Origin of the sequence: Kribbella sp. NPDC023855, assembly GCF_040639475.1 — a bacterium.
Lineage (GTDB): Bacteria > Actinomycetota > Actinomycetes > Propionibacteriales > Kribbellaceae > Kribbella.
In genome coordinates this window covers 363682-378326 of record NZ_JBFAAA010000004.1, presented here as the reverse complement: position 1 = coordinate 378326, position 14645 = coordinate 363682, and the positions used below count along the sequence as shown (strand labels likewise).

Genomic DNA, 14645 nt, shown 5'->3' with positions numbered 1-14645 from the left:
CTATGGACCTTCAGCAACTCTCCGCCGATCCGTACGACGTGGTTATCGCCGGGTGCGGGCCGGTCGGCGCGATGTTGGCCGCCGAGCTCAGGCTGCACGATGTGCGGGTACTCCTTCTGGAGAAGGAAACCGAGCCGGTCTCGTTCGTCCGCGTTGTCAGTCTGCACATTCGCAGTCTCGAACTGCTGGCGATGCGCGGGCTGCTGGATCGCCTGCTCGAGCACGGAAGACGGCGGCCGGTCGGCGGCATCTTCGCCGGGATCGCCAAGACCGAACCCGAGGGTCTGGATTCCGCGCATGCCTATCTGCTCGGCATCCAGCACCCGGTCATCGTCCGGCTGCTCGAAGAACACGCGATCGAACAGGGTGCGGAGGTCCGGCGCGGTTGTGCGGTCGCCGGCTTCGAGCAGGACGACGAGGGGGTGACCGTCGAACTGGCCGATGGCAATCGCGCCGTCGGCGGCATCGGCGCAGAACAGGTGCGTGCGCGCTATCTCGTCGGCTGCGACGGCGCGCGCAGTACCGTGCGCAAACTGCTCGGCGTTGGCTTCCCTGGCGAACCCTCTCGAATCGACACGCTCATGGGCGAGATGCAGGTGGGCGTATCGCAGGAGGAGATCGCCGCCAGGCTGACCGAGATCCACGCGACTGGCAAGCGAGTGTGGCTCAGGCCGTTCGGTGAAGGCGTCTACAGCGTCGTGGTGCCCGCCGCGGGAATCAGCGATCGCGCGGAGCCGCCCACCCTCGAGGACTTCCGGCAACAGTTGCACGCCATCGCCGGTACCGATTTCGGCGTACATTCGCCGCGCTGGATGTCTCGCTTCGGTGATGCGACCCGGCTGGCCGAGCGTTATAGGGTCGGGCGGGTACTGCTGGCCGGCGACGCGGCCCACATCCATCCGCCCGCCGGCGGCCAAGGTCTCAACCTCGGCCTTCAGGACGCGTTCAACCTCGGCTGGAAACTGGCTGCGTCGGTCAACGGTTGGGCGCCGGAGAAACTGCTGGACACCTACGAGTCCGAACGTCACCCCGTCGCCGAGGCTGTGCTGGACAACACCCGCGCCCAGACGGAACTGATGTCGGACGAACCGGGCGCCCAGGCCGTGCGCAGGCTGTTCACCGAACTGATGGACTTCGACGAGGTGCATCGCCACCTGATCGAGAAGATCACCGCGATCGACCTCCGCTACGACTTCGGCGAAGGCCCAGACCTGCTCGGCCGCCGCCAGCGCGACCTCGACCTCAACCATGGCACCCTCTACAGCCGGCTCCATCGCGGCCGCGGCCTACTCCTCGACCGCACCGAACGCCTGACGGTAGACGGCTGGTCAGACCGCGTCGACTACCTCGCAGACCCCACCGCAGCCCTCGATGTTCCCGCCGTCCTCCTCCGCCCTGACGGCCACCTCGCCTGGCTCGGCGACAACCAACAGTCGCTGACCCGCCACCTGACCCACTGGTTCGGGCAGCCGGTTTGAGGTCAGTGGGCAGTGCTGCCGTCGATCAACTCCCGAAGGGCATCGAGGTGACCGAGGTGCCGCGCAGTCTCCTCGAGGAGGTGACCGATGATCCAGCGCAACGACACCAACTCCAGTCCTTCGGGTGCCCAGGCCTCGAGCTCGTCGAGCTGATGGCCCGCCACGATCTCGCGGGATCTGCCGCACTGGGCGTCGTACTCGTCGAGCAGTCGGCCGAGCGGCGCACTGGGCGCGGACGGCAACTCGAACGGATCCCGAGCCGTCAACTCCCGGAGGCCGAGGAAGCTGACCTCGAACCAGGACTGCTCAACCCAGCACAGATGCGCAACCAGCGTCGCCACGGTCATCCGCGGTGACGACGGCAACGGAGCGAGCCGCGCCTGGTCCTCCGTCAACCCATCACACTTCAGCCGCACCGTCGCACGCTGAAAGTCCAGCCAACCGGTAAGCATCGCCCGCTCATCCGCTCCCCCAGCCGGTCGTCGCCGCGTCACCCGCCGAGTTTAGTGGATTGATGATCACAGAGGGTCAACCTAGGGAACCTAGGGGAACACCTGTTCGAGTTTCGGGTATGGTGGGGTTATGGGTGCTGACCTTCAGGGCTCCTTGCTGGATGCGTTCGAGGATCCTGCGTTGGGTTCGCTGGACGGGATTCGGCGTACGGAGTTGAGCCAGGGTGCGTGGATCGACGTGCTGCCGCGGTGGTTGACCGGGGCGGATCAGGTGTACGAGCGGCTGGCTGCCGATGTGCCGTGGCACGAGGAGCGGCGGCAGATGTACGACCGGATGGTCGACGTGCCGAGGCTGCTGTGTTTCTACGGTGAGAATCACGATCTTCCCCTTCCGATTCTCGACGAGGCCCGGGACCTGTTGAGTGAGCACTACGCGGACGAGTTGGGTGAACCATTCCGGACGGCCGGCTTGTGCTTCTATCGGAACGGGCGCGACAGCGTTGCCTGGCACGGTGACAAAATCGGCCGCGGCAGCCGTGAGGACACGATGGTGGCCATCCTTTCCGTCGGTGAACCACGCGTTCTCGCTCTCCGGCCGAAACCCGGCGGGTCCAGCGGTCCGGTCAGCTCGACCCTCCGCTATCCACTCGGTCACGGCGACCTGATCGTGATGGGCGGCAGCTGCCAGCGCACCTGGGAACACGCCATCCCCAAGTCGGCCGGCCACATCGGTCCGCGCATCAGCATCCAGTTCCGCCCTCGCGGCGTCCGCTAGCCCTGCGTCCGCTAGCACGACAGCCGGCAGTCAACCCACGGCGGCCGCGGGATGGGCGTGAGGCGTGGCGTGGGCAGCGTTGCGCGGCGCAGGTGGCCGGGCGTGGCGATATAGAAGGTCAGCAGTCGTATCGATGCCGCCCGGCAGGTCTCGAGCGCGGCCTTGGTCCAGTCATGGTCCGAGGCCGGATTGGGTCTAGGGCGCCCAAGGGCGAGCAGCAAAGCGCCCTCCGGGCGGAGCTGTAAGGCAGGTATCAATGGCGCCAACGCTCTAGCGCACGCCTTGGGTGAGGTGAGTGGGCCCTCCTCTGGCAGATCCAGATCGATGGCTGCCACAAAACGCACCTCGGCGTCGCACAGCAGCGCTGAGAGCACGCCGCGGCGCCGGTCGCCCTGTGAGACGTACAGGTCGACGACGTCGGCGGCCAGGTCCGGATCGGTGAGAGGAAGCTTGAGCCAGTTCGCGGGGAGATCAGTGAAGGTCATACCTAGAATGTGCCGTCGTCTCCGCCCCGATTCTCCGTTGTCCACAGACCAATTTCGCTGCCTCAATTGGCCCATGGGATCAGAGGAGAAGTGGACCTGATGGATGGGCCGGTGGAGATCTAGGGTCTTGGTACAAGAGCCAAGGGAGATCGAGATGACCACCACTGTCCGTCGTACCAAGGTCGGTTCGTTGTTGCCGCCGGCGGGAGTTGCCCGCAACCTGGCGTTTGCACAGTTGGCCAACTCGGTGGGTGACGGCGCGTTCATCGTCACCTCCGCGCTCTTCTTCACGCGGGTCGTCGGGCTGTCCACCGCGCAGGTCGGGCTCGGCCTGACGATCGCCTGGCTGGTCGGCTTTCTGACCGGTGTCCCGCTCGGCAATCTCGCCGACCGCAAGGGCGCTCGCGGTGTCGCCATCCTGCTGGCGCTGTCCACCGCGGTCTCGGTCGGCTCGTTCCTCTTCGTCCGCAGCTTCCCGCTCTTCCTGATCGCGGCCATCGCCTACGCCACCAGCCAGACCGGGCTCACCGCCGCCCGGCAAGCGCTGCTGGCGGGCCTGGTCCAGCCGGCCGAGCGGACCCGCATCCGCGCCTTCCTGCAGGCGACGGTCAACGCCGGTCTCGCGGTCGGCGCGGCACTCGGTGGTGTCGCGCTGCGGTTCGACACGGCACCGGCGTACCTGACTGTGTTCGCCATCGACGCCGCCAGCTTCCTGATCGCCGCCGGACTGATCCACCGGGTGCCCGCGGTCAAGGCAGTGAAGCTCCGGGTCGCCGGCGAGCCCCGCCTGGCTGTTCTGCACGATCGCCCGTACGCCCTGCTGGCTCTCCTGAACGCAGTGATGCTGATGTTCATGCCGCTGCTGAGTCTGGTCGCCCCGCTGTGGATCGTCGAGCGCACCAACGCTCCTGGTTGGGTCGTTGCCTCGCTGCTGATCATCAACACGCTCGGCGTCATGCTCTTCCAGGTACGGATCGCCCGGAGCGTCACCAGCCTCCGTACTGCGACCCGCTCGATCCGGTTCGCGGGAGTCGCGATGCTGGCCGCCTGCGGGGTCTTCGCGCTGACCGCCATCGGAATGGCTCCTGCCGTCGCGGCCGGAGTACTGGCTGCTGCTGCCGCTCTGCTGACGTTCGGTGAGATGAAGCTGGCCTCTGGAGCGTGGGAAATCAGCTTCGGCTTGGCGCCCGCCGACAAGCAGGGGCAGTACCAGGGCTTCTTCGGCACAGGCCCTGCTGTGGCTCGCATGCTCGGCCCGGCGCTGCTCACGACACTGGTCCTGGGATGGGGTGCAGTGGGCTGGATGGTGGTCGGTGCACTGTTCCTGGGGACCAGTGTGGCAACTGGTCCCGCCGTACGATGGGCGGCACGGACACGGTCCGCCAGCCAGGTGACCGAGCCGTCGCTCAATGAGGAGTGCGCCGCCTGATGGACATCCCCGGACTGGTCGAGATCACCTCGTACGACGAGCTGCGCGAGGTGGTCCCGCCCCCGCTGCAGACCACCGCCGACAAGGTGCGCAAGGAGCTCCACGAGCTCGACAAGCAGTGGCTGGCCGAGTCGCCGTTCTGCTTGGTCGCCACGTCCGCCGCCGACGGCAGCTGCGATGTCTCCCCCAAGGGCGATCCGGCCGGATTCACCAAGGTGCTCGACGAGTGCACGATCGCGATCCCGGAGCGGACCGGGAACCGGCGCGTCGACGGCTTCCTCAACATCCTCACCAACCCGCACGTCGGGCTCATCTACTTCATCCCGGGTCGCGGGGAGACGCTGCGGATCAACGGCCGGGCCCGGATCGTGAAGGACGCGCCGTTCTTCGACGAGATGGTTGTCAAAGGCCACCGACCGCAGCTGGTGCTGCTGGTCGAGATCGAGGAGGTCTTCCACCACTGCTCGAAGGCGTTCCTGCGCTCGAAGGTGTGGAAGCCCGAGACCTGGAACCCGGACGCAGTACCGAGCCGGGCCGAGATCGCGAAGGCGCTCGACCGCAAGGACGCCGAGCTGGCCGAGCTGCGCGAGTACTACGGGCCGCGGTATGAAGAGGGCATCTACAACGGGAAGTACTGAGCGGCGTACCGCAGGAGAAGCAGTACGACGTACTCCGTGGCGACGATGACACCGGGTGACCCGGACCTCTACGGTTCGAGGGTGAGCACCGCTGAGCCGACGGTCGGCGCCCGCGTGAGACGGGTGGCGCTGCCTGCCGTCCTCATGGTGGTGACCATCGCCGGCTCGTTCGGTGCGTCCCGCAACGCGCACGACCGGAGACCTGCCGACTGGATCATGGTGGTGCTCCTCGTGATCGGCGCGGGGGCGCTCTACTGGCTCCGCAGCCGACCGGTGGCGGTGATGTGGGTGACAGTCGTCTCGACTCTCGTCTACATGCTCCGGGAGTACCCGTACGGCCCGGTGATCTTCAGCTTCGTCATCGCCGTCTTCACCGTGATCAGGACCGGTCACCGGCTGGCCGGCTGGCTCGGCCTCGTCGCCCTGTACGCCGGACATGTGCTCGGGCGGCTGGTACTCAACATCAACCAGCAGGGCGTCTACCAGGTGCTCCTGGTAGGGACGTGTTTCGTAGTACTGGGGTTCTTGGCGGAGCTGTTCCGTGGTCACCGGGAGCGGGTGGCGGCGGCCAACAAGACCAAGCGCGAGGCAGAGCTTCGCCGGGCCGGTGAGGAGCGGCTGCGGATCGCGCAGGAGCTCCATGACGTGGTGGCGCACCACATCTCGCTGATCAACGTGCAGGCGTCTACTGCGCTGCACCTGGTCGACAGGCAGCCGGAGCAGGCCGCGCCGGCGTTGGCGGCGATCAAGGACGCCAGCAAGGAAGCACTTGTCGAGCTGCGCTCGATAGTCGGCGTACTACGTCAGTCGGACGAGGCCGCGCCACGGCAGCCCGTCGCCGGGTTGGACGGACTCGACCAGCTCATCAGCCGGACGTCGATGGCGGGGTTGGAGGTGCACGCGATCATCCGCGGTGAGCCGCGCCCACTGCCGACTGGTCTGGATCGGGCGGCGTTCCGGATCATCCAGGAGTCGCTCACCAACGTCGTACGGCACGCGAAGGCGAAGGAGGCGACCGTGCGCATCCAGTACGGCGAGGAGTCGCTGGTGGTGCAGGTGGATGACGACGGGACTGCGCTCGTGGGTCCACCGAAGGACGGCAACGGCATCGTAGGCATGCGAGAACGAGCCACCGCCCTAGGTGGCACCCTCACAACCACCCGAACCCCCACCGGCAGCCTCAGAGTCACCGCCACCCTGCCCTTCTAACCCCAACCACAACGATTACGGGAGGTGGACGTGGGTGGGGTTTAGGTCTTTTACGGTGGGGACGCCTAGGAGGGCCATGGTTCGGTGGATTTCTGTGGTGAGGATTTGGGCGGCTCGGGCTACTCCGCGTTGGCCGCCGGCCATGAGGCCGTAGAGGTAGGCGCGGCCTACTAGGCAGGCGTCGGCGCCCAGGGCGAGGGCTGCGACTATGTCGGCGCCGCTCATGATGCCGGTGTCCAGGTAGATCTCGGCGTCGGTGCCGATGGCTTTGCGGACGTCGGGGAGGATGCGGAGCGGGGTGGGGGCTCGATCGAGTTGGCGGCCGCCGTGGTTGGACAGGACGATGGCGTCGGCGCCGGCGTCGACCACGCGGCGGGCGTCTTCCACCGTCTGGATGCCCTTGATGATCAGCGGCCCGTCCCAGATCGAGCGCAGCCAGGTCAGGTCGTCGATGGTCATCGTCGGATCGAACAGCTGGTTCAGCAAGTCGGCGACCGTGCCGTCCCAGCTGGACAGCGACGCAAACGTCAGCGGCCGGGTGGTGAGCAGGTTGGCCCACCACGCCGGGTGCAGCGACGCGTCCAGAACCGTCTTCACCGTCAGCGACGGCGGGATGGTGAAGCCGTTGCGTACGTCGCGCAGGCGTGCACCCGCGACCGGTACGTCGACCGTCAGCATCAACGCCTCGTACCCCGCGGCGGCCGACCGCTTGACCAGGTCCTCCCCCGCCGCGCGGTCCTTCCAAACATAGAGCTGGAACCACTTGCGCGCGTCCGGCCCGGCCTTGGCGACGTCCTCGATCGAGGTGGTCCCCATCGTCGACAGCGCGTACGGAATGCCGAGCTCCTGCGCGACCTTGACCACCGCGCTCTCGCCCTCGTGGTTCATCATCCGGGTGAAGCCCGTCGGCGCGAACGCGAACGGCAGCTCCGAGCGCCGGCCGAGGATCGTCGTCCCGAGGTCGATCTCGGAGACGTTGCGCAGGATCGACGGCTGCAGCTCCATCTCGGCGAACAGCCGGCGGGCGCGGCCCAGGCTGATCTCCGACTCGGCGGCGCCGTCGGTGTAGTCGAAGACCGAGCGCGGCGTACGGCGCTTGGCGATCGCGCGCAGGTCCGCGATCGTGAGCGCCTTCGCCAGCCGGCGGTCGGTCGCGTTCAGCGTGACCGGCTTGGGACGCAGCAGCGGCTTGAGCTCGGACCAGCGGGGCATCTGGCGATCGGTCATCGGACTTCCCTCGGGCAGCGGACGGTGTGGTCGGACCACAGCATAGTCTGTGGTCCGACCACACGGCTACACTCGCGTCTGTGAAGAACTACGAGCTGGTCCTGAACCGGGTCGAGGCCGATCTCGCGGCGGGCCGGCTCCGGCTGGGTGGCCGGCTGCCCGGTGAGCGCACCCTGGCCGAGCAGCTCGGGATCAGCAGACCGTCGGTACGGGAAGCAGTCCGGGTGCTCGAGGCGATGGGCATCGTCCGTACTGCGACCGGCTCCGGCCCCGAGGCAGGTGCGGTGATCGTCGCGGAGCCGGCGGCGCCATTGACCGCCTTGCTGCGGCTGCACCTGGCCACCAACCACCTGCCGATGGGTGACATCGTCCAGACCAGGGTTCTGCTGGAGTCCTGGACGGCCCGCGAAGCCGCCCAGAACAAGGCCGGCGACGAGCAGCTGGCGACGGCCGAGGAGTTGCTGGACCGGATGGATGCTCCGGGGCTCACCCCGGAGGAGTTCCACCTGCTGGATGCGGAGTTCCACGTTGCGCTGTCGGCGCTCGCGGGCAACGTGCTGATCGCGGCGGTGATGTCGTCGTTGCGCACCGCGATTCACGGATACGTGCTGGCCGCAGTACCGAACCTGGCCGACTGGGACGCGACGGCGGTCGGGTTGCGCACCGAGCACCGGGCGATCGTGGCGGCCATCCGGGCCGGCCAGGGCGACCAGGCGGCGGCCCTCATCACTGCTCACATCGAAGGTTTCTACCGAGCAGCTCAACTGCGCTAGGGCCTGCAGCGCTCGGCGGTGGAGAGGGCAGTGCGCCGCAGGCCGAGAATCACCACCGCACCCACGACGAGGTGCAACGAAGCCAGACCGAGCTTGGCGCCGACACCGATGCCACTGTTCAGCGGGCTGCCCAAGGAGAGCAGGCAGGCGATCACCGCAACGATGGTCCAGGTGTTGCGGGCGGCGATCGTCTTGCGTTCGAGGATGGCGAGCAGAGCCCAGCCTGCGAAGGCCATCGCGACCGACGCGAAGAGAACGGCCCCAGCGCCGACCTGGATCGTCGAGCCCTGCTTCGCTTGCAACTCGATCCCGAAGGCCTTGGCCAGAACTGCCCACCAGGCGAGCGCGGCGAGGGCGGTGACGCCGACGACGGCCAGCCGGCTGCGACCGGCGACGCGGACGGGATTCACGGTGGTGCTCGAGGTAGTGGTCATGCCGCAAGCCTCGGCGAGGGGGCTGTCCACAGGCATCGGCCGAGCGGCTCAACCACCCCGATCGCAAGTCGGCACGGTACCGACTTTGGTCGGTGGTGGGGAGCAGCGAGGGCGCCTAGGGTCGGCGGCATGGAGGAAATCTGCGCCGACCGGCGGCGCGAGCGGTGGGCGAACGTGATCGCGGTGACGGCGGTGGGAGCGCTGTCGGCGTTGACGATCGTCGGGCGGCAGGCGGGTGATTTCCGAGGCGGGCGGCTGGTGCTCGATGTGGCGGTCGGGATTGTTGCCTGTGGCCTCATTCCGGTGCTGACCCGTCGTCCTGTGCAGGGCGCGCTCGGGCAGGCCGCGTTGGCAGCGCTCTCCCCGGCCGCGACGCCGGCGGCGACAGTCGGCACCTTGACCGTCGCGCAACGCCGTCCGCTCAAGACAGCCGCTCTCGTGGCCGGAGCCGGCGTCGCAGGGCACCTCGTCCAGGGCATCTGGCGGCCGATGGGCGGGATCGACCTGCGCTGGTACGTCGTTCTGGACGTCGCCGTCCATGCCGCCCTGCTCGGCTGGGGGCAGTGGACCCAGGCACGTCAAGCGCTGCTCAACTCGCTGCGAGAACGCGCCGTCCGGGCCGAGAAGGAGCAGGGCCGCCGGGTCGCCGAAGCACGCACACTGGAGCGGACCCAAATGGCCCGCGAGATGCACGACGTACTGGCTCATCGGTTGTCGTTGCTCGCCACGTACGCCGGTGCGCTGGAGTACCGGCCGGACTCGCCGCCCGAGAAACTCGCTGAGGCGGCGGGCGTGATCCGGGCCGGCGTCCATCAGGCGCTCGACGAGTTGCGCGAGGTGATCAGCGTGCTACGCGACAGCGAGATCGACGAACTCCCCGGCGGACGGCCGCAACCGACCTTCGGCGATCTGGCCGCCCTCGTCGCCGAATCGCGAGACGCCGGTACCGAGATCCGGTACGACGAATCCGTCAACTCCCCCGAATTGTTGCCACCGGCAACCGGGCGGACGGCGTACCGGGTGGTCCAGGAGGGGCTCACGAATGCGCGCAAGCACGCGGCCGGGCATCCCGTCACGCTGGTCGTCGACGGGCGACCGGGTCAGTCGCTGCGGATCGAGTTGACCAACCCGAGCGGGTACGGCGTACCGCTGACGCCGGGGAGCGGGACCGGACTCGTCGGGCTGACCGAGCGGGTGCACCTGGCCGGCGGCACGCTGGACCACGGGCGGGCGGCCGATGGACGGTTCCGCCTGCAGGCCTCGCTACCGTGGCCGGCATGAGCGAGACGATCCGGGTCCTGGTGGTGGACGACGACGCGTTGGTCCGGGCCAGTCTGGAGATGATGCTGGACGGCGCGAACGGTATCGCGGTGGTCGCCCAGGCCGCCGACGGGGACGAGGTGCCGGCGGCGATCGACGCGCACTTCCCCGACCTCGTGCTGATGGATCTCCGGATGCCGCGCGTCGACGGGATCGTCGCGACCCGACGCCTCAGGGCACGGAAGAATCCGCCGGAGGTGGTCGTGCTGACCACGTTCGACACCGACGAGAACGTGCTGCACGCGTTGCGCGCGGGGGCGAGCGGGTTCCTGCTGAAGGACACCCCACCGGCGCAGATCGTCGAGGCGGTACGCCGGGTCGCGGCGGGTGACCCGATCCTGTCGCCCGCGATCACCCGCCGGTTGATGGACCAGGCAGCGACCCAGGCCGACGCCCACACGCAAGCTCGGGAAGCGATCTCGCGGCTGTCCCCACGGGAGTACGACGTGGTGCTCGCGGTCGCGCAAGGCAAGGCGAACGCGGACATCGCGGCCGAGCTGCACATGAGCGTGGCGACGGTGAAGGCGCACGTCTCACACATCCTCGGCAAACTCGGCCTCGGCAACCGCACCCAGATCGCCCTCCTCGCCCACGACGCCGGTCTCGCCTGACCGCCCCCACCAGATAGCGTGGGCGCATGATTCGGGTCTTGCTCGCTGACGACCAGGCGCTGGTGCGTGCCGGATTCCGTTCGCTGCTGAACGCCGAGGACGACATCACCGTGATCGGCGAGGTCGCCGACGGTGCCGCCGCGCTGGAGGTGGCGCGGGCGGAGAAGCCGGACGTCGTGCTGATGGACATCCGGATGCCGGGCATGGACGGCCTCGAGGCGACCAAGCTGATCGGCGCCGACGAAACGCTGTGTGACGTGCACGTGGTGATCCTGACCACCTTCGACCTCGACGAGTACGTGTTCGAGGCGCTCCGGGTCGGCGCGAGCGGGTTCCTGGTCAAGGACACCGAGCCGGTCGAACTCCTGCAGGCGGTCCGCGTCGTGGCCCGCGGCGACGCGCTGCTGTCCCCCGGCGTCACCCGCCGCCTGGTCGCCGAGTTCGCGACCCGGAGCCGCCAGCCGCACGCGAGCAAGGAGCTCGACGTCCTCACCGACCGCGAGCGGGAGATCGTCGCACTCGTCGGCGAAGGGCTGTCGAACGACGAGATCGCCGAACGCCTCGTGCTGAGCCCGGCCACCGCCAAGACCCACGTCAGCCGCGCCATGATCAAACTCGGCGTCCGCGACCGCGCCCAACTCGTCGTCGTCGCTTACCAAACCGGCCTCGTCCGCCCGGGCTGGCTCGGCTGAACGCGACCGCCGTACTCCCGGAGCGGTAGGCGGAGTCACTCCCGGCGGACGACGCGGTCGAGGGGTGCCGACCGGCACTGTCGAGGCATGAACGCATCCACTGCCCCGCTGGTCGAGGTCTCGGGCCTGACCAAACGCTATGGCGACACCCTGGCGGTCGACGGTGTCGATCTGACCGTGCTGCCCGGTGAGGTCTACGGCTTCCTCGGACCGAACGGCGCCGGCAAGACGACCACCCTGCGCATCCTCACCGGCCTGATCGCTCCGACCAGCGGCTCGGTCCGCGTCCTCGGCGGCGCCCCGGGCCAGGCCAAGGTGCTGGCCCGCACCGGGTCGATGATCGAGTCGCCCGCCTTCTATCCGTACCTGTCCGGTCTCGACAACCTCCGCCTGCTGGCCGAGTACGCCGACGTGCCGCGCACCCGGATCCGCGAAGTACTCGAGCTGGTCGATCTCGCCGATCGGGCCAAGGACCGCTTCTCGACGTACTCGCTGGGCATGAAGCAACGGCTCGGGGTCGCGGCGGCGCTGCTCAAGGATCCCGAGCTCGTCATCCTCGACGAGCCCACCAACGGACTCGACCCGGCGGGGATGCGGGACATGCGGCGACTCATCCGCGAGCTCGGCGCCGACGGCCGGACCGTGCTGCTGTCCAGCCATCTGCTCGGTGAGGTGCAGCAGATCTGCGACCGGGTCGGCATCATCAGCCAGGGCCGGATGGTCGCCGAGCACACCGTCGACGAGTTGCGGACCGAACAGGAGCTGGTGATCCGCGCGACCCCACGGGACAGCGCCCATGCGTTGCTGATCGGCCACCTCGGCGTCGCCGCCGTCCACCTGTACGACGACACGCTGCGGGTGAAGGTCGCCCCCGACCGGGCCGCCGAGGTGAACCGCGTCCTGGTCGAGGCCGGCATCGCGGTCTCCGAGCTGCACAGCACCGAACGAGCCCTCGAGGACGTGTTCTTCGAACTCACGACCGAGACTGGCAAGGAGAAAGCCAATGCTGGGTAGCTACCGCGCAGAGCTGCTCAAGCTCCGCAAACGATCCGCCGTCTGGGTGCTGTTCGGAGCCGGCCTGGTGCTGAGCCTGATCTTCGGCTACCTGTTGCCCTACCTGGGCTATCTGACCGGCGACGACAACCCGCAGACCAACGGCATCCCCCGCTCCGAGGTACTGCGCGGCGTCCTGCCGGAACGCGTGCTGGACAACACGATCGGTGGCTTCCCGGTGTTCGCGGGAGCGCTCGCTCTGGTGCTCGGTGCGATCGTGGTCGGTGGCGAGTACACCTGGGGAACGCTGAAGACGATCCTCACCCAGCGTCCCGGCCGGGGCACGTTGCTGGCCGGTCAGTTGCTGGGACTGCTCACGATGCTGGCCGTCTGGGTCCTCGGCATCTTCGCCGCCTGCGCCTTGTGCAGTATCGCCATCGCCGCGGGCGAGGGTGCGCCGATGAACTGGCCGGGCCCGATGGCCGTGCTGGAAGGACTCGCCGGCGGCTGGCTCGTCCTCACCCTCTGGTGCCTGGCCGGCGCCGCCTTGGCCGTTGCCTTCCGCAACGTTGCGCTCCCGATCGGGCTGGGTGTGGTCTGGATCCTCGGGATCGAGGCGCTGCTGGCCGGTGTGGTCAGCAGCCTGCTCCCCGATCTCGAGTTCCTGTCCGATGCGATGCCGGGTGCCAACGCCGGCGCGCTGGTGTTCAGCGTGACCGGGATGAACCCGGCCGACGCGCCACCCGGCGTACGGGATGCCGTGTCCGGGGATCGCGCGCTCCTGACGATGCTGGGCTACGCCGTCGTCTTCGTCGTACTGGCTGTCGTCACCACCCGGCGACGCGACGTCAGCTGAGGGTACGTCCGGCGTGACTGAGGCAGAGCTCGCAGAACATGGCGTTGGCCCAGGAGAACCACTCGCGGGTGTACACCGTCGGGTCGTCGACGTGGAACGACTCGTGCATCTGCTCGGTACCGCCGGTGGTGTCGCGCAGCAGTTCGAGGAGCCGCTGTCGCTCGTCCGCCGACGTACTGGTCAGGCCTTGGACTGCGAGCGCGATCGGCCAGATGTGGTCCGGCGGGGTGTGCGGGCTGCCGATCCCGGCACCATGCGTACCGCTGTAGTAGTACGGGTTCTCGGGGCTGAGCAGGAGCGACCGGGTCGCCAGGTACGTCGGGTCGTCGGGTGCGGCGAAGCCGGTCATCGGCATGGAGAGCAGGCTGGGCATGTTCGCGTCGTCGAGCAGCAACCGCTCCCCCGCGCCGTCCACCTCGTAGGCGTAGACCCGGCCGAATGTCGGGTGGTCGACGGTCCCGTACTCCGCGATGCCCTCGTCGATGCGGGCCTTCAGCTCCTTGGCGCGGTCACCTAGCGCGGCGTCGCCGAGCACCTCGGTCGCGATCACCTGCAGGTAGCCGAGCACCACCGAGGCGAACATGTTGCCGGGCACGTTGAAGCCGAGCTCAGTGGCGTCGTCGCTCGGCCGGAAAGCGCTCCAGGACATCCCCGTCGGCCGGGTCAGCCGTCCCCGGCCTTCGCGGACGAGGGTGTCACTGTCCCGATCGTCGTGCCGCTGGAACCGGTACTGCGAATTGGCCTCGTGATCCTGCTCGACCGTCCACAGCTCCAGGACCGCCTCGGCCGCGACCCGGAAGCGGTCGTCGATCACGTCCGCGCGGCCGGTGATCCGCCACAGCCGGTAGGCCAGCTCGATCGGGAAGCACAGCGAGTCGATCTCGTACTTGCGTTCCCACACCCACGGCGACATCTCGGTCTCGTCGCCGGTGTGCCCGGCGCCGTTCGGCTCGCGGTTGAAGGCGTTGGCGTACGGGTCGATCGCGATGTACTCGAGCTGGCGGTGCAGCACGCCGATCAGCGTGTCCTGCAGGGCCGGGTCGTCGGCGCACAGCACCAGATAGGGCCGCAACTGGGCGGCGGAGTCACGCAACCACATCGCCGGAATGTCACCGGTCAGCACGAACGTCGTACCGTCCGGCAGCCGTTCCGCGACGGCGGGCAGGTTCTCCGCCATCGACCGGTGGAACATGTCCGCGATCACCTGGTCACCGGTGGCCCGGCGTACCTCCTCGGTGGCACGGGCGAGGATCTCGGGATCGATACCGGTCAT

Annotated in this window: 16 protein-coding genes; 11 read left to right on the top strand and 5 right to left on the bottom strand. The window is 68.4% G+C overall.

The annotated features are described in order from the left end of the window. Positions 1-2 precede the first annotated feature (2 nt). Positions 3-1478 carry an FAD-dependent monooxygenase gene (locus AB0F51_RS17085; protein ID WP_360281556.1) on the top strand — a complete coding sequence of 492 codons (1476 nt, stop codon included), beginning with the start codon at positions 3-5 and terminating at the stop codon, positions 1476-1478. Positions 1479-1480: 2 nt separating this feature from the next. Here the strand turns inward: AB0F51_RS17085 and AB0F51_RS17080 are convergent, their stop codons facing one another. Then, positions 1481-1972: a DinB family protein gene (locus AB0F51_RS17080; RefSeq protein WP_360280702.1), complete on the bottom strand. Its 492-nt coding sequence runs from the start codon at positions 1970-1972 to the stop codon at positions 1481-1483. A gap of 88 nt (positions 1973-2060) precedes the next feature. Here AB0F51_RS17080 and AB0F51_RS17075 point away from each other — a divergent pair, with 88 nt between their 5' ends. Continuing rightward, positions 2061-2705 (top strand): alpha-ketoglutarate-dependent dioxygenase AlkB, encoded by a 645-nt coding sequence (locus AB0F51_RS17075; RefSeq protein ID WP_360280699.1) that lies wholly within the window; start codon positions 2061-2063, stop codon positions 2703-2705. 11 nt (positions 2706-2716) lie between these two features. On the opposite strand, the gene AB0F51_RS17070 is transcribed toward AB0F51_RS17075, so the two are convergent. Continuing rightward, complete coding sequence (locus AB0F51_RS17070; protein WP_360280696.1) at positions 2717-3190, bottom strand: hypothetical protein; 474 nt, start codon at positions 3188-3190, stop codon at positions 2717-2719. A 154-nt stretch (positions 3191-3344) separates the two neighbouring features. Here AB0F51_RS17070 and AB0F51_RS17065 point away from each other — a divergent pair, with 154 nt between their 5' ends. The 3 genes from AB0F51_RS17065 to AB0F51_RS17055 all read left to right on the top strand — a co-directional run bounded on the left by AB0F51_RS17065 (position 3345) and on the right by AB0F51_RS17055 (position 6466). Beyond that, positions 3345-4619, top strand: coding sequence for an MFS transporter (locus AB0F51_RS17065; protein WP_360280694.1), 1275 nt, complete (start codon positions 3345-3347; stop codon positions 4617-4619). After that, entirely contained in the window at positions 4619-5257 is a 639-nt protein-coding gene (locus AB0F51_RS17060; protein WP_360280691.1) for a pyridoxamine 5'-phosphate oxidase family protein, read from the top strand. Before AB0F51_RS17065 ends, AB0F51_RS17060 begins: the two co-directional genes overlap by 1 nt. 81 nt (positions 5258-5338) lie before the next feature. Then, positions 5339-6466 carry a sensor histidine kinase gene (locus AB0F51_RS17055; protein ID WP_360280689.1) on the top strand — a complete coding sequence of 376 codons (1128 nt, stop codon included), beginning with the start codon at positions 5339-5341 and terminating at the stop codon, positions 6464-6466. 15 nt (positions 6467-6481) lie between these two features. Here the strand turns inward: AB0F51_RS17055 and AB0F51_RS17050 are convergent, their stop codons facing one another. Next, the gene (locus AB0F51_RS17050) at positions 6482-7693 is read right to left on the bottom strand and encodes an alpha-hydroxy acid oxidase (protein ID WP_360280686.1); all 1212 of its coding nucleotides are present in this window, start codon (positions 7691-7693) and stop codon (positions 6482-6484) included. An 80-nt stretch (positions 7694-7773) separates the two neighbouring features. On the opposite strand from AB0F51_RS17050, the gene AB0F51_RS17045 reads away from it, so the two are divergent. Next, positions 7774-8466 carry an FCD domain-containing protein gene (locus AB0F51_RS17045; protein WP_360280683.1) on the top strand — a complete coding sequence of 231 codons (693 nt, stop codon included), beginning with the start codon at positions 7774-7776 and terminating at the stop codon, positions 8464-8466. Here the strand turns inward: AB0F51_RS17045 and AB0F51_RS17040 are convergent. Next, positions 8463-8900 carry a DUF6069 family protein gene (locus AB0F51_RS17040; RefSeq protein ID WP_360280680.1) on the bottom strand — a complete coding sequence of 146 codons (438 nt, stop codon included), beginning with the start codon at positions 8898-8900 and terminating at the stop codon, positions 8463-8465. The genes AB0F51_RS17045 and AB0F51_RS17040 overlap by 4 nt on opposite strands. A gap of 129 nt (positions 8901-9029) precedes the next feature. On the opposite strand from AB0F51_RS17040, the gene AB0F51_RS17035 reads away from it, so the two are divergent. From AB0F51_RS17035 to AB0F51_RS17015, 5 genes are all read left to right on the top strand, one after another. Then, positions 9030-10181 carry a histidine kinase gene (locus AB0F51_RS17035; protein WP_360280677.1) on the top strand — a complete coding sequence of 384 codons (1152 nt, stop codon included), beginning with the start codon at positions 9030-9032 and terminating at the stop codon, positions 10179-10181. After that, positions 10178-10831: a response regulator transcription factor gene (locus AB0F51_RS17030; protein ID WP_360280675.1), complete on the top strand. Its 654-nt coding sequence runs from the start codon at positions 10178-10180 to the stop codon at positions 10829-10831. The genes AB0F51_RS17035 and AB0F51_RS17030 overlap by 4 nt, the downstream gene beginning before the upstream one ends. A 26-nt stretch (positions 10832-10857) precedes the next feature. Then, entirely contained in the window at positions 10858-11523 is a 666-nt protein-coding gene (locus AB0F51_RS17025; protein ID WP_360280672.1) for a response regulator transcription factor, read from the top strand. An 87-nt stretch (positions 11524-11610) separates the two neighbouring features. Continuing rightward, the gene (locus AB0F51_RS17020; RefSeq protein ID WP_360280669.1) at positions 11611-12537 is read left to right on the top strand and encodes an ABC transporter ATP-binding protein; all 927 of its coding nucleotides are present in this window, start codon (positions 11611-11613) and stop codon (positions 12535-12537) included. After that, a complete protein-coding gene (locus tag AB0F51_RS17015) occupies positions 12527-13372 on the top strand; it encodes an ABC transporter permease subunit (protein WP_360280666.1) in 846 nt (281 codons plus the stop codon). The genes AB0F51_RS17020 and AB0F51_RS17015 overlap by 11 nt, the downstream gene beginning before the upstream one ends. Here the strand turns inward: AB0F51_RS17015 and AB0F51_RS17010 are convergent. Further along, complete coding sequence (locus AB0F51_RS17010) at positions 13365-14645, bottom strand: glycoside hydrolase family 125 protein (RefSeq protein WP_360280663.1); 1281 nt, start codon at positions 14643-14645, stop codon at positions 13365-13367. The two genes, AB0F51_RS17015 and AB0F51_RS17010, sit on opposite strands and share 8 nt — an antisense overlap.

Excerpts from the sequence above, each read along its gene's own strand:
- AB0F51_RS17025 (WP_360280672.1), top strand. The coding sequence starts at position 10,858 with ATGATTCGGGTCTTGCTCGCTGACGACCAGGCGCTGGTGCGTGCCGGA.
- AB0F51_RS17015 (WP_360280666.1), top strand. The coding sequence starts at position 12,527 with ATGCTGGGTAGCTACCGCGCAGAGCTGCTCAAGCTCCGCAAACGATCC.
- AB0F51_RS17085 (WP_360281556.1), top strand. The coding sequence starts at position 3 with ATGGACCTTCAGCAACTCTCCGCCGATCCGTACGACGTGGTTATCGCC.
- AB0F51_RS17060 (WP_360280691.1), top strand. The coding sequence starts at position 4,619 with ATGGACATCCCCGGACTGGTCGAGATCACCTCGTACGACGAGCTGCGC.
- AB0F51_RS17075 (WP_360280699.1), top strand. The coding sequence starts at position 2,061 with ATGGGTGCTGACCTTCAGGGCTCCTTGCTGGATGCGTTCGAGGATCCT.
- AB0F51_RS17050 (WP_360280686.1), bottom strand. The coding sequence starts at position 7,693 with ATGACCGATCGCCAGATGCCCCGCTGGTCCGAGCTCAAGCCGCTGCTG.
- AB0F51_RS17030 (WP_360280675.1), top strand. The coding sequence starts at position 10,178 with ATGAGCGAGACGATCCGGGTCCTGGTGGTGGACGACGACGCGTTGGTC.
- AB0F51_RS17010 (WP_360280663.1), bottom strand. The coding sequence starts at position 14,645 with ATGACCGGTATCGATCCCGAGATCCTCGCCCGTGCCACCGAGGAGGTA.
- AB0F51_RS17070 (WP_360280696.1), bottom strand. The coding sequence starts at position 3,190 with ATGACCTTCACTGATCTCCCCGCGAACTGGCTCAAGCTTCCTCTCACC.
- AB0F51_RS17040 (WP_360280680.1), bottom strand. The coding sequence starts at position 8,900 with ATGACCACTACCTCGAGCACCACCGTGAATCCCGTCCGCGTCGCCGGT.
- AB0F51_RS17065 (WP_360280694.1), top strand. The coding sequence starts at position 3,345 with ATGACCACCACTGTCCGTCGTACCAAGGTCGGTTCGTTGTTGCCGCCG.
- AB0F51_RS17020 (WP_360280669.1), top strand. The coding sequence starts at position 11,611 with ATGAACGCATCCACTGCCCCGCTGGTCGAGGTCTCGGGCCTGACCAAA.
- AB0F51_RS17035 (WP_360280677.1), top strand. The coding sequence starts at position 9,030 with ATGGAGGAAATCTGCGCCGACCGGCGGCGCGAGCGGTGGGCGAACGTG.